The 14,741-nt window shown below is 69.3% G+C and carries 17 protein-coding genes; 3 read left to right on the top strand and 14 right to left on the bottom strand.

Annotation, left to right across the window (positions count from 1 at the left end):
- Positions 1 to 59: 59 nt before the first annotated feature.
- The 8 genes from nuoF to ACWEF2_RS06885 all read right to left on the bottom strand — a co-directional run bounded on the left by nuoF (position 60) and on the right by ACWEF2_RS06885 (position 7,527).
- Entirely contained in the window at positions 60 to 1,346 is a 1,287-nt protein-coding gene (nuoF, locus tag ACWEF2_RS06920; RefSeq protein WP_453812630.1) for an NADH-quinone oxidoreductase subunit NuoF, read from the bottom strand.
- Between the two features lie 67 nt (positions 1,347 to 1,413).
- Positions 1,414 to 2,187, bottom strand: coding sequence for an NADH-quinone oxidoreductase subunit NuoE (gene nuoE, locus ACWEF2_RS06915; protein WP_453812628.1), 774 nt, complete (start codon positions 2,185 to 2,187; stop codon positions 1,414 to 1,416).
- Positions 2,184 to 3,509, bottom strand: coding sequence for an NADH-quinone oxidoreductase subunit D (locus tag ACWEF2_RS06910; protein ID WP_453812627.1), 1,326 nt, complete (start codon positions 3,507 to 3,509; stop codon positions 2,184 to 2,186). Before ACWEF2_RS06910 ends, nuoE begins: the two co-directional genes overlap by 4 nt.
- Complete coding sequence (locus ACWEF2_RS06905; protein ID WP_453812625.1) at positions 3,506 to 4,183, bottom strand: NADH-quinone oxidoreductase subunit C; 678 nt, start codon at positions 4,181 to 4,183, stop codon at positions 3,506 to 3,508. Before ACWEF2_RS06905 ends, ACWEF2_RS06910 begins: the two co-directional genes overlap by 4 nt.
- A gap of 130 nt (positions 4,184 to 4,313) precedes the next feature.
- Positions 4,314 to 4,865, bottom strand: a complete 552-nt coding sequence (locus ACWEF2_RS06900; protein WP_453812623.1) for a NuoB/complex I 20 kDa subunit family protein — start codon at positions 4,863 to 4,865, stop codon at positions 4,314 to 4,316.
- Positions 4,866 to 4,867: 2 nt separating this feature from the next.
- Positions 4,868 to 5,227, bottom strand: a complete 360-nt coding sequence (locus tag ACWEF2_RS06895) for an NADH-quinone oxidoreductase subunit A (RefSeq protein WP_355595920.1) — start codon at positions 5,225 to 5,227, stop codon at positions 4,868 to 4,870.
- 136 nt (positions 5,228 to 5,363) lie between these two features.
- Positions 5,364 to 6,641, bottom strand: coding sequence for a geranylgeranyl reductase family protein (locus ACWEF2_RS06890; RefSeq protein WP_355595918.1), 1,278 nt, complete (start codon positions 6,639 to 6,641; stop codon positions 5,364 to 5,366).
- 160 nt (positions 6,642 to 6,801) lie between these two features.
- Positions 6,802 to 7,527 carry a demethylmenaquinone methyltransferase gene (locus tag ACWEF2_RS06885; protein WP_453812621.1) on the bottom strand — a complete coding sequence of 242 codons (726 nt, stop codon included), beginning with the start codon at positions 7,525 to 7,527 and terminating at the stop codon, positions 6,802 to 6,804.
- A 78-nt stretch (positions 7,528 to 7,605) separates the two neighbouring features.
- Between ACWEF2_RS06885 and ACWEF2_RS06880 the strand changes: the two genes are divergently transcribed.
- Entirely contained in the window at positions 7,606 to 8,853 is a 1,248-nt protein-coding gene (locus ACWEF2_RS06880; RefSeq protein ID WP_453812619.1) for a delta-60 repeat domain-containing protein, read from the top strand.
- Here the strand turns inward: ACWEF2_RS06880 and ACWEF2_RS06875 are convergent, their stop codons facing one another.
- Positions 8,854 to 9,051: a DUF4229 domain-containing protein gene (locus ACWEF2_RS06875; protein WP_453812618.1), complete on the bottom strand. Its 198-nt coding sequence runs from the start codon at positions 9,049 to 9,051 to the stop codon at positions 8,854 to 8,856.
- A gap of 262 nt (positions 9,052 to 9,313) precedes the next feature.
- Here ACWEF2_RS06875 and ACWEF2_RS06870 point away from each other — a divergent pair, with 262 nt between their 5' ends.
- A complete protein-coding gene (locus ACWEF2_RS06870; RefSeq protein WP_344747320.1) occupies positions 9,314 to 9,553 on the top strand; it encodes a BldC family transcriptional regulator in 240 nt (79 codons plus the stop codon).
- A 175-nt stretch (positions 9,554 to 9,728) separates the two neighbouring features.
- On the opposite strand, the gene ACWEF2_RS06865 is transcribed toward ACWEF2_RS06870, so the two are convergent.
- The gene (locus tag ACWEF2_RS06865) at positions 9,729 to 9,968 is read right to left on the bottom strand and encodes a hypothetical protein (RefSeq protein WP_355595909.1); all 240 of its coding nucleotides are present in this window, start codon (positions 9,966 to 9,968) and stop codon (positions 9,729 to 9,731) included.
- Positions 9,969 to 9,978: 10 nt separating this feature from the next.
- Entirely contained in the window at positions 9,979 to 10,683 is a 705-nt protein-coding gene (locus tag ACWEF2_RS06860; RefSeq protein ID WP_453812615.1) for a hypothetical protein, read from the bottom strand.
- Positions 10,684 to 10,928: 245 nt separating this feature from the next.
- On the opposite strand from ACWEF2_RS06860, the gene ACWEF2_RS06855 reads away from it, so the two are divergent.
- The gene (locus tag ACWEF2_RS06855; protein ID WP_453812613.1) at positions 10,929 to 11,228 is read left to right on the top strand and encodes a PLD nuclease N-terminal domain-containing protein; all 300 of its coding nucleotides are present in this window, start codon (positions 10,929 to 10,931) and stop codon (positions 11,226 to 11,228) included.
- A gap of 72 nt (positions 11,229 to 11,300) precedes the next feature.
- On the opposite strand, the gene ccsB is transcribed toward ACWEF2_RS06855, so the two are convergent.
- The 3 genes from ccsB to ACWEF2_RS06840 are packed head-to-tail and all read right to left on the bottom strand — an operon-like array spanning position 11,301 to position 14,720.
- On the bottom strand, positions 11,301 to 12,305 hold the full coding sequence (ccsB, locus tag ACWEF2_RS06850) for a c-type cytochrome biogenesis protein CcsB (protein WP_453812612.1): 1,005 nt from the start codon (positions 12,303 to 12,305) through the stop codon (positions 11,301 to 11,303).
- On the bottom strand, positions 12,295 to 13,986 hold the full coding sequence (resB, locus tag ACWEF2_RS06845) for a cytochrome c biogenesis protein ResB (RefSeq protein ID WP_453812610.1): 1,692 nt from the start codon (positions 13,984 to 13,986) through the stop codon (positions 12,295 to 12,297). Before resB ends, ccsB begins: the two co-directional genes overlap by 11 nt.
- Positions 13,986 to 14,720 (bottom strand): cytochrome c biogenesis CcdA family protein, encoded by a 735-nt coding sequence (locus tag ACWEF2_RS06840; RefSeq protein WP_453812608.1) that lies wholly within the window; start codon positions 14,718 to 14,720, stop codon positions 13,986 to 13,988. Before ACWEF2_RS06840 ends, resB begins: the two co-directional genes overlap by 1 nt.
- Between the last annotated feature and the right edge of the window lie 21 nt (positions 14,721 to 14,741).

Raw genomic sequence — 14,741 nt, 5'->3', positions numbered from 1 at the left:
CTCCGTCGGCCTCATGACCGAAACGGTGCCGTGCTTGCTGGTTGCCGCGCTTCGCCCGGTCACTTGGCGCCCCACACCGTGGAGGGGGCGTGATCGAACGGGCAGCCACCGATCTCGAAGTGCTTGAGGTACTCGTCCCTGAAGTACTTCACCGACGAGTGGATGGGGCTGGTGGCCCCGTCCCCCAGGGCGCAGAAGGAGCGGCCCAGGATGTTGTCGGCGATGTCGGTGATCGTGGTCAGGTCCTCCTCGGTGCCCTGCCCCTTCTCCAGCCGCTTGAGCACCTGCTTGAGCCAGAAGGTGCCCTCCCGGCAGGGGGTGCACTTGCCGCAGGACTCGTGGGCGTAGAACTCGGTCCAGCGGAGTACGGCGCGCACCACGCAGGTGGTCTCGTCGAAGATCTGCAGGGCCCGGGTGCCGAGCATGGAGCCCTTGGCCCCGACCGACTCGAAGTCGAGCGGGACGTCCAGGTGCTCGTCGGTGAAGATCGGGGTGCTCGATCCGCCGGGGGTCCAGAACTTGATCCGGTGGCCCTCGCGGATCCCGCCCGCCATGTCGAGCAGCTCGCGCAGCGTGATGCCGAGCGGAGCCTCGTACTGGCCGGGGCGGGTGACGTGGCCGCTGAGCGAGAAGATGCCGAAGCCCGTGGACTTCTCGGTGCCCATCCCGGCGAACCAGGCGGCCCCGTTGGAGATGATCGAGGGAACACTGGCGATCGACTCGACGTTGTTCACCACGGTCGGCGAGGCGTACAGGCCCGCCACGGCCGGGAAGGGGGGCTTGAGCCGAGGTTGGCCGCGATAGCCCTCCAGCGAGTCCAGCAGCGCCGTCTCCTCGCCGCAGATGTAGGCTCCGGCCCCGCTGTGGACCACCAGCTCCAGGTCGAAACCGGTGCCGAAGATGTCCCTGCCGAGCAGGCCCTTGCCGTAGGCTTCGGCCACGGCCGCCTGCAGGCGGCGGATGACGTGCAGCACCTCGCCGCGCACGTAGATGAACGCGTGGTTGGCCCGGATGGCGTAGGACGCGATGAGGACGCCCTCGACCAGCGAGTGCGGGTTGGCCATCATCAGCGGGATGTCCTTGCAGGTGCCCGGCTCCGACTCGTCGGCGTTGACCACGAGATAGTGCGGCTTGCCGTCACCCTGGGGGATGAAGCCCCATTTCAGGCCGGTGGGGAAGCCCGCGCCGCCACGGCCGCGCAGTCCGGAGTCCTTGACGGCCTGGATGACGGCGTCGGGGTCCATGCCCAGCGCCTTCCTGGCCGCCGAGTAGTCGCCGTAACCGTCCAGGGTGAAGGCGTCGGACTGGTCCCAGTTCGCCGTGAGGACCGGGGTAAGAGTGGTCACCTTGTCTCCTCGCCCAGCGCCCCGTCGCGACGCGACGGGGTGGCGCTGTGCTGATCGGCTCGCTCGCTCACTGCTCGGGGGCCTTCCATCCGTTGGCCTTGGCGACCTTCAGACCCTCCAGGGAGGGTCCGTTCGCCGCAGGGCCCTCACCGGCCAGGCCGTCGGGCAGGCCCGACAGCACGTGGGAGGCCTCCTTGAAGGTGCACAACCTGTTCGGCCCCCGGGTCGGCAGGACCTGCCGGCCGGCCCTCAGGTCGTCGACGAGCTGCTTGGCCGAGTCGGGCGTCTGGTTGTCGAAGAACTCCCAGTTGACCATCATCACCGGGGCGAAGTCGCAGGCGGCGTTGCACTCCAGCCGCTCCAGCGAGACCTTCCCGTCCGGGGTCACCTCGTCGTGGCCGACCCCGGCGTGCTCGGAGAGCTCCTCCCAGATCTGGTCGCCGCCCATGACGGCGCAGAGCGTGTTGATGCAGACGCCGACGTGGTACTCGCCCATCGGCCTGCGCTTGTACATCGTGTAGAACGTGGAGACGCCGACGACCTCGGCCTTGCTCAGGCCGAGCATCTCGGCGCAGAACTCGTGGCCGTCGTCGGAGACGTAGCCGTCCTCCGACTGCACCAGGTGCAGCAGGGGCAGCAGGGCCGACCGCGGCTTGGGGTAGCGGCCGATGATCTCCTTGGCGTCCCGCTTCAGACGCTCACGGACCTCCGGTGCGTAACCCGTGTTCAAGGTCGCGCCCCCCTTCTCGTTCGCCACGCGGGCCGCCGCGTTCGCCGGCCGGCCGCTCCGCTCTCCCGCCGGTGTGCCGCCGGGGTTCGGGGACGGGCTCCGCTCGCTCATCGGTCCACACCTCCCATGACCGGGTCGATCGACGCCACCGCGGAGATGACGTCCGCGACCATGCCACCCTCGCATGTCACGGGCATGGCCTGCAGGTTCGTGAATGACGGGTCGCGGAAGTGTACGCGGTAGGGTCGCGTGCCGCCATCGCTGACCACGTGGGCGCCGAGCTCGCCGCGGGGCGACTCGACCGAGGCGTACGCCTGCCCCGCCGGGACCCGGAAGCCCTCGGTCACCAGCTTGAAGTGGTGGATCAGCGCCTCCATCGAGCCGCTCATGATGTGGGCGATGTGGTCGGGCGAGTTACCCAGGCCGTCGGGGCCGAGCGCGAGCTGCGCGGGCCAGCCGATCTTCTTGTCGTCCACCATGACGCGACCGCCCTTGAGCGGGCCGGACAGCCGGTCGAGAGCCTGCTCAATGATCTTGAGCGACTCCTCCATCTCGGCCATCCGCACCAGGTAGCGGCCGTAGACGTCGGCGGTCTTCTCGGTCGGGACGTCGAACCGGTAGGTCTCGTAGCCGCAGTAGGGCTGCGACTTGCGCAGGTCCCACGGCAGGCCCGCGGCCCGCAGCATCGGGCCGGTGACGCCCAGCGCCATGCAGCCGGTGAGGTCGAGGTAGGCGATGTCCTTGGTGCGGGCCAGGTAGACCGGGTTGGCGTCGAGCATCTTGCGCATGTCCTTGATGCGCCCCGGCATGACCTTGAGCAGCTCGCCGACCTTGTCCACGGCACCGGCCGGGAGGTCGACGGAGACGCCGCCGGGCCGGATGTAGGCCATGTTCATCCGCAGGCCGGTGATGTACTCCATCACGTCGAGCACCATCTCGCGCTCGCGGGCCCCGAACAGGAACGGCGTGGTCGCGCCCAGCTCCATGCCGAAGGTGCCGATGGCCACCATGTGCGAGGAGATGCGGGTGAGCTCCATCATCATCACGCGGATGGCCTGGGCCCGGTCGGGGATCCGGTCGGTGATGCCGAGGAGCTTCTCGACGCCCAGGCAGTACGCGGTCTCATTGAAGATCGGCGCGAGGTAGTCCATGCGGGTGACGAACGTGGTCCCCTGGGTCCACGTCCGGAACTCCATGTTCTTCTCGATGCCGGTGTGCAGGTAGCCGATGACCGTGCGGGCCTCGGTGACCGTCTCGCCGTCCAGGTTCAGGACCAGGCGGAGCACCCCGTGCGTGGACGGGTGCTGCGGGCCCATGTTGATGACGAGCTTCTCGTCCTGCTGGCCGCTGAGGGTCTCGACCAGTTCCGTCCAGTCGTTGCCCGAGACGGTGTAGACCCTGCCCTCGGTGGCCTCCTCATTGGGAGCGTTCACGAGTACGACCTCCTCTGGTCCGGCGCGGGGATCTCGGCGCCGCGGTACTCGACCGGGATGCCGCCGAGCGGGTAGTCCTTGCGCTGGGGGTGACCGTCCCAGTCGTCGGGCATCATGATGCGGGTCAGCGCCGGGTGACCGTCGAAAACGATGCCGAAGAAGTCCCAGGTCTCCCGTTCGTGCCAGTCGTGGGTGGGGTAGACCGAGACGGTGGAGGGGATGTGCGGGTCGGTGTCGGGGCAGGACACCTCCAGACGCAGGCGGCGGTTGTTCGTGATCGAGCACAGGTGGATCACCGCGCGCAGCTCCTCCCCCTTCAGGTGGGGATAGTGCACGCCGGAGACGCCGAGCGAGAGCTCGAAGCGGAGCGCGGGGTCGTCGCGCAGAGTCCTGGCGACCTCGACCAGGCGGTCCCGCCTGACGTGCAGGGTCAGCTCGCCCCGGTCCACGACGACACGCTCGATCGCGACGCCGAGGTCGCCGCCGAGCGCGCGCTCCAGCTCGTCGGCCACGGTGTCGAAGTAGCCGCCGTAGGGGCGGGGCGTGGACAGCTCGGGCTTGCGCCGTACGGCCAGCCGGCCGTAGCCGGAGGTGTCACCGGTGCCCGAGGCGCCGAACATGCCCAGGCGGGCGATCGGCCCGTCGGGGGCCTCGGGGAGGTTGTCAGTGCTCATCGGTCGCCTTACCGCTCCTCGTTGGCTGCGCACGGGGCCACAGGGCACGCCCGCGGCACCGCGTGCCGTCCGCCGCGGGCCCGTCCGGAAAACCCGGGAGGCGCGGTGCTCACCGCGCCGGGTTCGCGCCTCATGTGGCGGTCCCCTGCTCGATCAGGGGCAGTGTCCGCAGGGCCTGCAGTTCGAGCTCGTCGATCTGCTTGGCCCGGTGCGCGCCGAACTTCATGTTCTGGATCTTGTCGTGCAGCTTCACGATCGCGTCGATGAGCATCTCCGGCCTCGGCGGGCAGCCGGGCAGGTAGATGTCGACCGGGACGACGTGGTCCACGCCCTGCACGATGGCGTAGTTGTTGAACATGCCTCCACTGGACGCGCAGACGCCCATGGCGATGACCCATTTGGGCTCGGCCATCTGGTCGTAGATCTGGCGCAGCACCGGGGCCATCTTCTGTGACAGCCGGCCCGCCACGATCATGAGGTCGGCCTGGCGCGGAGACGCCGAAGCGCGCTCCATACCGAAGCGCGCCAGGTCGTGCTTGGGGCCACCGGTGGACATCAGCTCGATGGCGCAGCAGGCGAGGCCGAAGGTCGCCGGCCAGACGGAGTTCTTACGCGCCCAGCCGGCCACCTGCTCGACCGTGCTGAGCATGAACCCGCTCGGAAGTTTCTCTTCAAGACCCATATCTAGTCCCAGTCCAGACCCTTGCGGCGCCACACGTACGCGTAGGCCACGAGCACGGTGACGATGAACAGCACCATCTCCACCAACCCGAAGACGCCGAGCCGGTCGAACGCGACCGCCCACGGGTAGAGGAAAATGATCTCGATGTCGAACACGATGAAGAGCATCGCGGTGATCATGTACTTCAACGGGAAGCGACCGCCGCCGACCGGCTGGGGCGTCGGCTGGATACCGCACTCGTAGGCGTCCAGTTTCGCGCGGTTCCAGCGCCTGGGACCGGTGAAGGGCGCGACCGTCACCGAGAAGATCGCAAAACCCGCCGCGAGAACGGCGAGCACCAGAATGGGTGCGTACAATTCCATCGCTACGCCTCCTCTCCCATCTCCACGCGCGCCGGCGCGTAGCTCATCATGTCGTTTCGTCGTGCACGTCGTCGTGCAAGTCTAGGTAGAGCGGCCATCCCTGCTCTCCGTCCCGGATGCCGGACGCTCGTTGAGATCATGCCGATGGCGTGACCTTCGACAGCGCGTTGATGATGCGGTCCGACGCGTCGCCTCGCCGGTCGGTGAGATTGGCGAGAAGTTTGAGCGCGAAGCGCATCAGACGGGGGTGTGGCAGCCCGTGACGCGTGGCGAAGTTCATCACCCCGCGGTGGCCGATGAGTTCCACGAAGCCACGGCCCAGCGTGAAGTAACCACCATAGGCGTCCTTCAGCGTCTGCGGGTAGGCCCGCAGGACGCGCTCCCGCTGGGCGGGGGTCGTCCTGCCCAGCGCCTGAACAACGGTCTCGGCCGCGACCCGGCCGGTCTCCATGGCGTAGGCGATGCCCTCGCCGTTGAACGGGTTGATCATTCCACCCGCGTCGCCGACCAGCACCAGCCCCCGGGTGTAGTGCGGCTGGCGGTTGAAGGCCATCGGCAGCGCCGCTCCCCTGATGGGGGCGGTCATGTTCTCCTCGACGTACCCCCACTCGGGGGGCATGCCCTTCACCCAGCGCCTGAGCAGGTCGCGGTAGTCCATGCCCTTGAACGCCTCGCTGGTGTTCAGCAGCCCGAGGCCCACGTTGGAGGTGCCGTCGCCGACCCCGAAGATCCAGCCGTAGCCGGGCAGCAGGGTGTCGCCGTCCCACAGCTCCAGCCAGGTCTCCAGGTAGTCGTCGTCGTGGCGCGGACTGGTGAAATAGGTCCGTACCGCGACGCCCATCGGCCGGTCCTCGCGCTTGTGCAGCCCCATCGCCAGGGAGATCCGGGTGGAGTTGCCGTCGGCGGCCACCACCAGGCGGGAACGGTAGGAGACCTCCTCGCCGTCCCGCCTGGCGACCACGCCCACGATGTGGCCGCTGCGGTCGTCGAGGATCGGGGCGGTGACGTTGACGCCCTGCATCAGGCGGACGCCGCCGCGCACCGCGTTGTCCGCGAGGATCTCGTCGAAGTCCTGGCGGGTGCGGACCAGGCCGAAGTCGGGGTAGCTGGACAGCTCGGGCCAGTCGAGCTCGAAGCGGAGCCCTCCGCCGACCACCCGCAGGCCCTTGTTCCTGACCCAGCCGGGGGCGTCGATGTCAATTCCCATCGCGATGAGCTGCTTGACCGCGCGGGGGGTCAGCCCGTCGCCGCAGACCTTCTCCCGGGGAAACGTGGTCTTCTCCAGCAACAGGACGTTCAGCCCGGCCTGTGCGAGATGGAAAGCGGTTGTCGAACCGGCGGGCCCGGCGCCGACGACGATGACGTCGGCGTCAGCCTCAGCGACGTTCCGCTGTATGGCGGCTGGCACGGTCACGGACCTGTCCTGTCCTACACGCTCTGACGGCCTCGGAGTGAGGGGCCTTTCGTTCCTTTGTGAAGGTCTTCACAAACTTGTCGGGCCGAAGTCTAACCCCTTTGCGGAGTGAAGTGTCAGGGGGGTGCTGCTATCGCCTGTCAATCTTCCATGCGGGGTTCTATACGGGCTTATAGGCGCGGTGAAGCGCCACAATGCCCAGGGCGAGGTTGCGCCAGGCGACCCGCTCCCAGCCCGCGTCCTGGATGATCTTCGCCAGTGCCGCCTGGTCCGGCCAGGCCCTGATCGACTCCGCCAGATACTCGTAGGAGTCGTCGTTGGAGCCGACGAGCCTGGCGGCCTGCGGCATCAGCCTCATGAGGTACTGCGAGTAGACCAGGTCGAACGGTTTCACCGTCGGGTGGGAGAACTCCAGGATCACCAGACGCGCGCCCGGCCTGGCGACGCGGAGCATCTCGCGCAGCGCCTGCCCGGTGTCCTGGACGTTGCGCAGCGCGGTGGAGATCGTCACCGCGTCGAAGACCCCGTCGGCGAAGGGCAGCCTCAGCGCGTCACCGGCGATGAAGGTGACGCCCCGCACCCCGCCGCCGGACAGGCCGGAGCCGCCACGCCGCCGCACGCCGGTGCGGAGCATGCCGAGCGAGAAGTCGGAGGCGATCGCCCTGGCGCCCAGCGCGGTGAAGGCGTCGGTGGAGGTGCCGGTGCCGGCGCCGAGGTCGAGAACCAGCTCTCCGGGACCCGCGTCGACGGCCGCCGCGGCCGCCTTGCGCCACAACCGGACCTGCCCGAGGGAGATAACGTCGTTGACCAGGTCGTATCGCCGGGCCGTGCGATCGAACATCGCGGCGACCTCATACGGCTGCTTGTCCAGCGAAGCACGCGTCATGGACACAAGCCTAGGCCCGGACGGACAGTCCACGGAAAGTAGTGATCCGACTACCCGGAGTCTGGTAGAAATTGCCGAATGTTTGCCAGAACCGCTTCCGTGCTGGTCGCGACCCTGATCCTGATTCCCCCCGGGGTCGCCGCCGCCGGCACGACGGAGCACAACGAGGTCGTCTCGGCCGACCCCGTGGACACCACCCCCCACGTGCTCGACGGGATCGTCGACGCCATCGCGCTTGTGGGTGGCACGGTGGTGGTCGGCGGCTCGTTCGGCCAGGTGCGCGACGCCGGGAGCACGACCGTCCTGGAACGTGACAACGTCTTCGCCTACGACCTGTCCACCGGGCGGATCCTGCCCGGTTTCGCGCCGCTCCTCGACCGCCCGGTCCGCGCGCTGGCCGCGGGCACCGGCGGCACCGTCTATGTCGGCGGCGAGTTCGCCCACCCGGACCCGGGCGCCGGAGGCCTGGTCCGGCTCCGGCTCTCCGACGGCCTGCCGGTGCCCGGCTTCGACGCCTCGATCCGCGGCGGCACGGTCACCAGCCTGGCCCGGCGCGGCTCCCAGCTGTACGTGGGCGGTGACTTCACCCGGATCGGCGACGTCCGGCGTACGGCGCTGGCCCGGCTGGAGGCCACCACCGGCGCGGTGGACCCGGACTTCGCGGTCGAGCCGGCCGGCCCAAGGGGCGGCCGGGTGCGGGTGCACGCGATGTCCCTGAGCGGGGACCGGCTGGCGGTCGCCGGCGACTTCACCGTCCTCGGCGGGCTGTCGCGCCCCCAGCTCGGCCTGGTCGACGTCGGCGCGTCCCCCGCCAGGGTCGCCGACTGGCGGACCGGCATCTACGCCGCCAGGTGCCTGGACGTCTTCCCCGCCTATCTGCGGGGCCTGGACTTCGCCCCGGACGGCACCTACTTCGCGGTCGTCACGACCGGGGGTGCCCTGGGGGCGGGGAAGCCGTGCGACACCACGGCGCGCTTCGAGACCTACACCCGGGGTGAGGTGAGGCCGACGTGGGTGAACCACACCGGCGGCGACTCGCTCTACGCGGTGGCGGCGACCGGGGCCGCCGTATACGTGGGCGGCCACCAGCGCTGGCTGGACAATCCACGGGGCCGTGATTCGGCGGGCCCGGGGGCGGTGGCGCGGCCGGGTATTGGAGCGATCCATCCACGCACCGGGAAGGCTCTGAAGTGGAATCCGACAAGGGAGCGAGGAATCGGGGTCAAGGCATTCCTGGCCCATCACGGAGGGCTACTGGTTGGTAGTGACACAACGCGGCTGGGTCACGAGTACCATGCCCGAGTCGGCATGTTCCCGTTGCCATGATCACTCCCGATTCCTTGTGAATCGCTCACTCACCGCGTCACGCTGCTTCGACAGCAGGACGTAACTGGCCACCCCACTGACCAGGAGTGCGGCGATCAGCAGGAGGAGGGGCTGACGCAGGCCGAGGAGATAGAGCACACCGATGCTCACTGCCAGCAGGCCCAGCCGGGAGACGGTGTAAACGAAGACGGGATGCACAGCATCGAGGCTACGTCACCCTTCCCGGTGAAGCGCGATCAGGGCAACAGAGTGGACGCTCTACGCACCGGGTACGAGCGCTGCTAGTGTGCCCAAGAGATCAGTTTTGTAAAGAAACACCCACGAGAGTCTCAAAGAGGCTCTATCATATAACAATCGGGCAGTCAGTCGATAACAACCCGTGATCTTTGTTGAAAAGCACGGATAAATCAGACTTCGCTCGGCACACTGGTTACCTGTCCGCCCGCTGGCAGGAAGCGGGATGCGAGGGGGAGAGATTGTGGAGAGTAGCAGCGAGCGTCTGCTGACGCCCGGAGAGGTTGCCGCCCTCTTCCGGGTCGACCCAAAGACGGTTACACGCTGGGCCGCGGCAGGCCGCATCAGCAGCATCCGTACCCCCGGAGGGCACCGGCGTTTCCGCGAGTCGGAAGTGCACGCCCTTCTGCGTGGAGAGGACGTACTGACGGCCGAACGGCCGACAGGCGAGTCCCCGCGCGTCTGACGATCTTAATGACGTCACACATCGGTGGTCCTGCGAGCCTCACCCGGAAAGCCGCAGGGTCACCGATGAGTCGTACAGCCGGCGGTCGCCGGCACCGCGAGGAGGTGGCCACCCCGTCACCGAACCCCTCCTCACCCCACCGGACCGCCGCCCCGCGGGAGGACCACCCGCCGCGCTAACTGTCCTGCTCGGCCTTGAAGGCCAAAAACCTCCGTTCCAGATCATCGTTCTCCGTGAGCCAGCGCCGCCGGCGCTCCGCCCACTCCTCCTCGGTGAGCGCCTCCGACAGCCAGCGGTCGTAGTCCGGATCACCCGGTGACAGCTCCACGTACGCGTTGCCGATCAGACGTCCGTCCTCACTGGACAGGCTCTGTGGCACCCGCAGGGTCCCATCAGCGAGCCGGATGACGTACATCCCAGATCACCTAGATTCCGTAACGCCGGTTGAAGAACAACATGACATTGAGCGCCATGCGCGTGTCACCACCGAGCATGTCCACCAGGGCGGGGCGCTGCCGCGAGACGATGGCGGCGAAGGCGTCGGCGAAGAACTCCTTACGGCCCAGATCCGCCGCCTGCAGATGGAAGCCCGAGGCCAGCATGGGGACGCACCGGACGTAGAGCGCGGCGAACTCCGGGCAGTCCGAGACCCACGCCCCGTAGGGCGCGTCCACGTCGTCCAGGGCATGCCCGACCTCGTGCATCATCACGTCGGGGGTGGGCGACGGCCGGTCTCCCACCACGATCTTGCGATCGCCGTACGCTCCGGCGCAGATGTCCCAGGTCGCCCGGCCCGAGGGCAGCGGCGCACCCCGGAGGTAACCCATGTCGTCCAGATCGGGCACCCCGCCGACGCCGACGTAGATGCCGTCGAGCCCCTCGGCGAGCTTGTTCTTCAGCCTGTCCGGCAGCCCGGCCAGGCTCTCCACCGCGCGCACGGTCTCCGGGGACGGCGGCCCCTGCCGGGAGTCCCACTGGCGGTGCAGTATCCGCTCCAGGCTGCCGCAGTGAAGCAGGCCGTCACCCAGACCGGGGGTGTCCGGAGAGTTGGGCTGCGCCCTGGGATGCTCGTTCTCCAGCTCGAAGTCCCGCCAGGTGTACTGCGGGCGGTCCACCACCGGCGCCGTCACGGCCCCCGCCCTCCGTTCAAAGGCGAACGGAACCTCACGAGGTGTCCTCGCGACGGCACTCTCCGTGTGCTGGGAGGGGCCTCTCTGCCACCAGCGCCGTCGATGACGGCCTTTGTCTCCCGAATTCGCCATCACACACCCCAGAGGAAGTGGCAACAGGTTCCACCGTACGACGGGGACCCTCGCCAGTCATCCGGAACGGGGGTACGACCGCGCCCTGTCGCCGGATGGCCTACAGTTCGGGCATGCCCCTGCTTGTCGGTCTGGCACTCCTCGCCTTCTGGCTCTACTGCTTGTTCGACGCCATCACCACGCCGGACGAGGAGGCCAGAAACCTGCCCAAGCTCCTCTGGGTCGTCATCGTGCTCCTGATGCCGCTCGCCGGGGGCGTGTTCTGGTTGCTGCTGGGCCGGCCGAACGGATCCCCCGCACCGCGCGGGCCTCTCCCCCGGGAGAGGTCGCCGAGGCCCGAGGCCCCGAAGGGGCCCGACGACGACCCCGACTTCCTGCGGGACCTCGACCGGCGGCTGCGCGACGAGGAGTGAGGCCGGGTGCGCCGGCCCCGCCGGACGGGGTGCCGGCGCACCGTCGCCGTCACCCCGGTAGCCCGGCCGTGGTCAGCCGGGAACCTCGGCGTAGGAGTGCAGGCCACCGAGGAAGATGTTCACCCCGACCAGGTTGAACATCAGGCAGGCGAAGGCGATGAGCTGCACGATCATGGCGGCCCTGCCCTTGAACCCCGCGGTGGCGCGGGCGTGCAGGTAGGCGGCGTAGGCGATCCAGGTGATGAACGCCCAGATCTCCTTGGGGTCCCAGCCCCAGTAGCGGCCCCACGCCTTGTCGGCCCAGAGCGAGCCCGCGATGACGGCGAAGGTCCAGATCGGGAAACCGATCACGATGGCCCGGTGCGCGACCCTCTCCAGATCCTGCAGGGACGGCAGGCGGACCGCGGTGTCCCTCCTGACCAGGAAGAGGAGGCCGGAGACCCCGGCCATGATGAACAGGCCACTGGCGATGATCGCCGCCGTGACGTGGATCGCGACCCAGTAGGAGTTGAGCGCGGGCACCACGGGACCGGCCTGCACGTACAGGTACCGCACCGCGAAGCCGAGCCCGAGGGCCGCGGCGACCGTGACGAACGCGCCCAGGAAACGGCTCCCGTACCGGATCTGCATGAACAGGAACGCGCTCACCGCCGCGAAGCACATCGCGACCACGAACTCGTACATGTTGCCCCACGGCCACCGGCCGACGGCCCACCCCCTGGTGAGGATGGACGTCAGGTGCGCGGCCCAGCCGAGCCAGGTCAGCCCGATCGCGACCGGGGCCGCCCAGACCGTCCAGGCGGGAGGCGCCTTCTCGGCGTCCTCCCCCGCGCTCTCTCCCGCGCCCTTTCCGGCGTCCTCCCCCGCGGGCGGGGTCGCGGCCGGGGACGACGGGACACCGGCCGTGCCACCGCCGACCGTGGCGAGCGCCGCCTCGGTCTTCCTCCCGGCGGCCCTGACCCGGCCGAAGCCGAGGTCGAGGGCGTAACCGATCATCGCGATGATGTAGAGCAGCACTGTCGCCAAGGTGAGCTGGTCGCTCAGCGTGGCGAGGCCGACATCGACCTCAACGGGCATCCTTCACTCCTGGTTTCAAAGCGGAGACGATCTCGGCGAACTCGTCGCCGAAATCGCCGCCTTCGGTGCGGGTGAGACCGCCCACCTCGACATGTCCACGGCCCCGCTCACGACCGGCCGCCGACGAGCCCCGCGGGGCAGATCCCCGCCCCGCCGGTCCGTTCGCGTTCCCGACCCGTACCCACACCCTGCGGCGGCGGACGGTCAGGGAGAGCACCAGGCCGACGACGGCCAGGGCCGACGACACGAACGCGGGCACCCGGCCGGGATCGTGGGTGATCTGGAGGGCGATCCACTCCTTGACGCCGGTGAACTCGATCGAGCCCGCACCGCCCGGCAGATCGAGCCTCTTGCCCACGGCCAGCGGGTCGGCCTTCATGACCAGCGGTCTCATCTTCTTCAGGCTCGCCGGGTCGAGCTCGTAGACCGACTGCGGCCGGCCATTCCTCAGTCCCAGGTCACCGGCGAACGCGCCGTACACCTGGGCGGTGGGGTTGGCCGCGCCGGGGAAGATCGACACCCACTCGCCGTTCATCGGCACGGTGGTCGGCAGGAAGCCCACCAGGAGGCCCAGCTGCTCGGGCTGGGCGTCCGGAACCTTGATCACGCACTCGGAGGTGAACGTGGCCGGCTGGACGACCAGGCACGGCACCGGGCCGTCGAAGGCGACCTGCCCCTTGCCGTCAGTGATCTTGAAAGTGGGCGCGTAGCCGTGGTCGATCAGGTACGTCTGCGTGCCGTTGACGTTCAGCGGGTCGTTGACCTTGAGAACGTAGTCGCGCTCGGCGGCGCCGGGGGCCTCGGCGACCTTGAGCCTCGCCTCGAAGTCCAGGGGCTGCCCGCGCCGCTCGCCCTTGGCGATGTAGGAGGCCTGGAAGTCCTCGACGGTGAAGGAGAACGGCTCCAGCGACTCGGCGCTCACCTGCTGGCCGGGCATGTAACGGTCGTAGGCGGCGACCGTGTTGGCGAACCCCTCCCCCTCCACGACCAGCACGTTGCCCCGGTAGCCGTACAGCGCGCCGGCCCCGACCGCGACCAGCAGCCCGAGCAGCGCGATGTGGAACAGCAGGTTGCCGGTCTCCCGGAGGTACCCCTTCTCGGCCGAGACCCAGCCGGGCCCGGTGGTCACCCGGAACCGCATGCGGCGCAGCCGGGCGGTCGCCTCCTCGACGGTCAGGTCACCCTCGAACGAGGCGTAGCGGGGCAGCCTGGCCAGGTTGCGCGGCGGCGCCGGCGGCCTCCTGCGCAGCTCACGCAGGTGGGCCGCGGTGCGCGGGAGCACACAGCCGATCAGCGAGAGGAAGAGCAGCAGGTAGATCGCGGCGAACCACGGCGCCTTGAACACGTCGAACAGCCAGAACCGGTCCAGCCACTCGGCCAGTCGCGGGCTGTCGGCGAAGTACTGCGAGACCTTGGCGTCCGAGACGCCGCGCTGCGGCCAGATCGACCCCGGGATCGAGGCCAGCGCGAACAGGAACAGCAGGATCAGCGCCGTCCGCATCGAGGTGAGCGTGCGCCAGAACCAGCGCACCCAGCCCACGACGCCGAGCCCCACCGGCCGCGCGGCGGGCCTCTCCTCGCTCAGGACCGGCTCCGGGGGCGTGTCCGCCCGGCCGCCGGCCGGCTCGGCGCCGGCCTCGCCCGCCGCGTGCTCCCGCGCGGCCTGCTCGACTTCCTCCATCAGATCACCGGCTCGAATCCGCCGATCCACACCTGCATCGCCACGACGATCTCCCCCCAGAGCCCGGTGACGAGCAGCAGGCCGACCGCGACCAGCATGGCCCCGCCCACCCGTGTGATCAGCTGCGAATGGCGGCGTACCGCCTTGAACGTGTGCAGTGCCCTACGATAGGCCAGCCCCGCCACCACGAACGGCAGGCCCAGGCCCAGCGCGTAGGCGAAGGCGAGCAGCGCGCCCCGCCCCGCGCTGCCCTCGGTGAGACCGAGGGTGAGCACGACCCCGAGGGTGGGACCGATGCAGGGGGTCCAGCCGAGACCGAACACCACGCCGAGCAGCGGCGCCCCGGCGAGGCCGGCCGCCGGAAGGCGGTGGATACGGAAATCACGCTGGAGTCCCGGCAGCGCCCCCATGAAGGCCAGCCCCAGCGCGACGGTGAGCACGCCCAGCACCCGGGTGATGACGCCGGCGTTGCCGAGCATCGCCGCGCCGAGCCCGCCGAAGAGGGCGCCGCCCAGCACGAACACCGCCGCGAAGCCGAGGACGAACAGCACGATGCCCGCGACCATCCGCCCGCGTTTCGGGTCGGCGCTCATCCCCGTCACGTACGACAGGTAGCCGGGCACCAGCGGCAGCACACACGGCGACAGGAACGACACCAGGCCGGCCGCCACCGCGATCGGCAGCGCCAGCACGAGTGAGCCGCTCGCCACCGTGCCGGTCAGGTCAGGGCTCATCACTGATCCGCTCACGGGCCG

The sequence above is a fragment of the Streptosporangium sp. NPDC004631 genome, from assembly GCF_053601935.1.
This window is presented reverse-complemented; position numbering and strand designations above follow the sequence as displayed.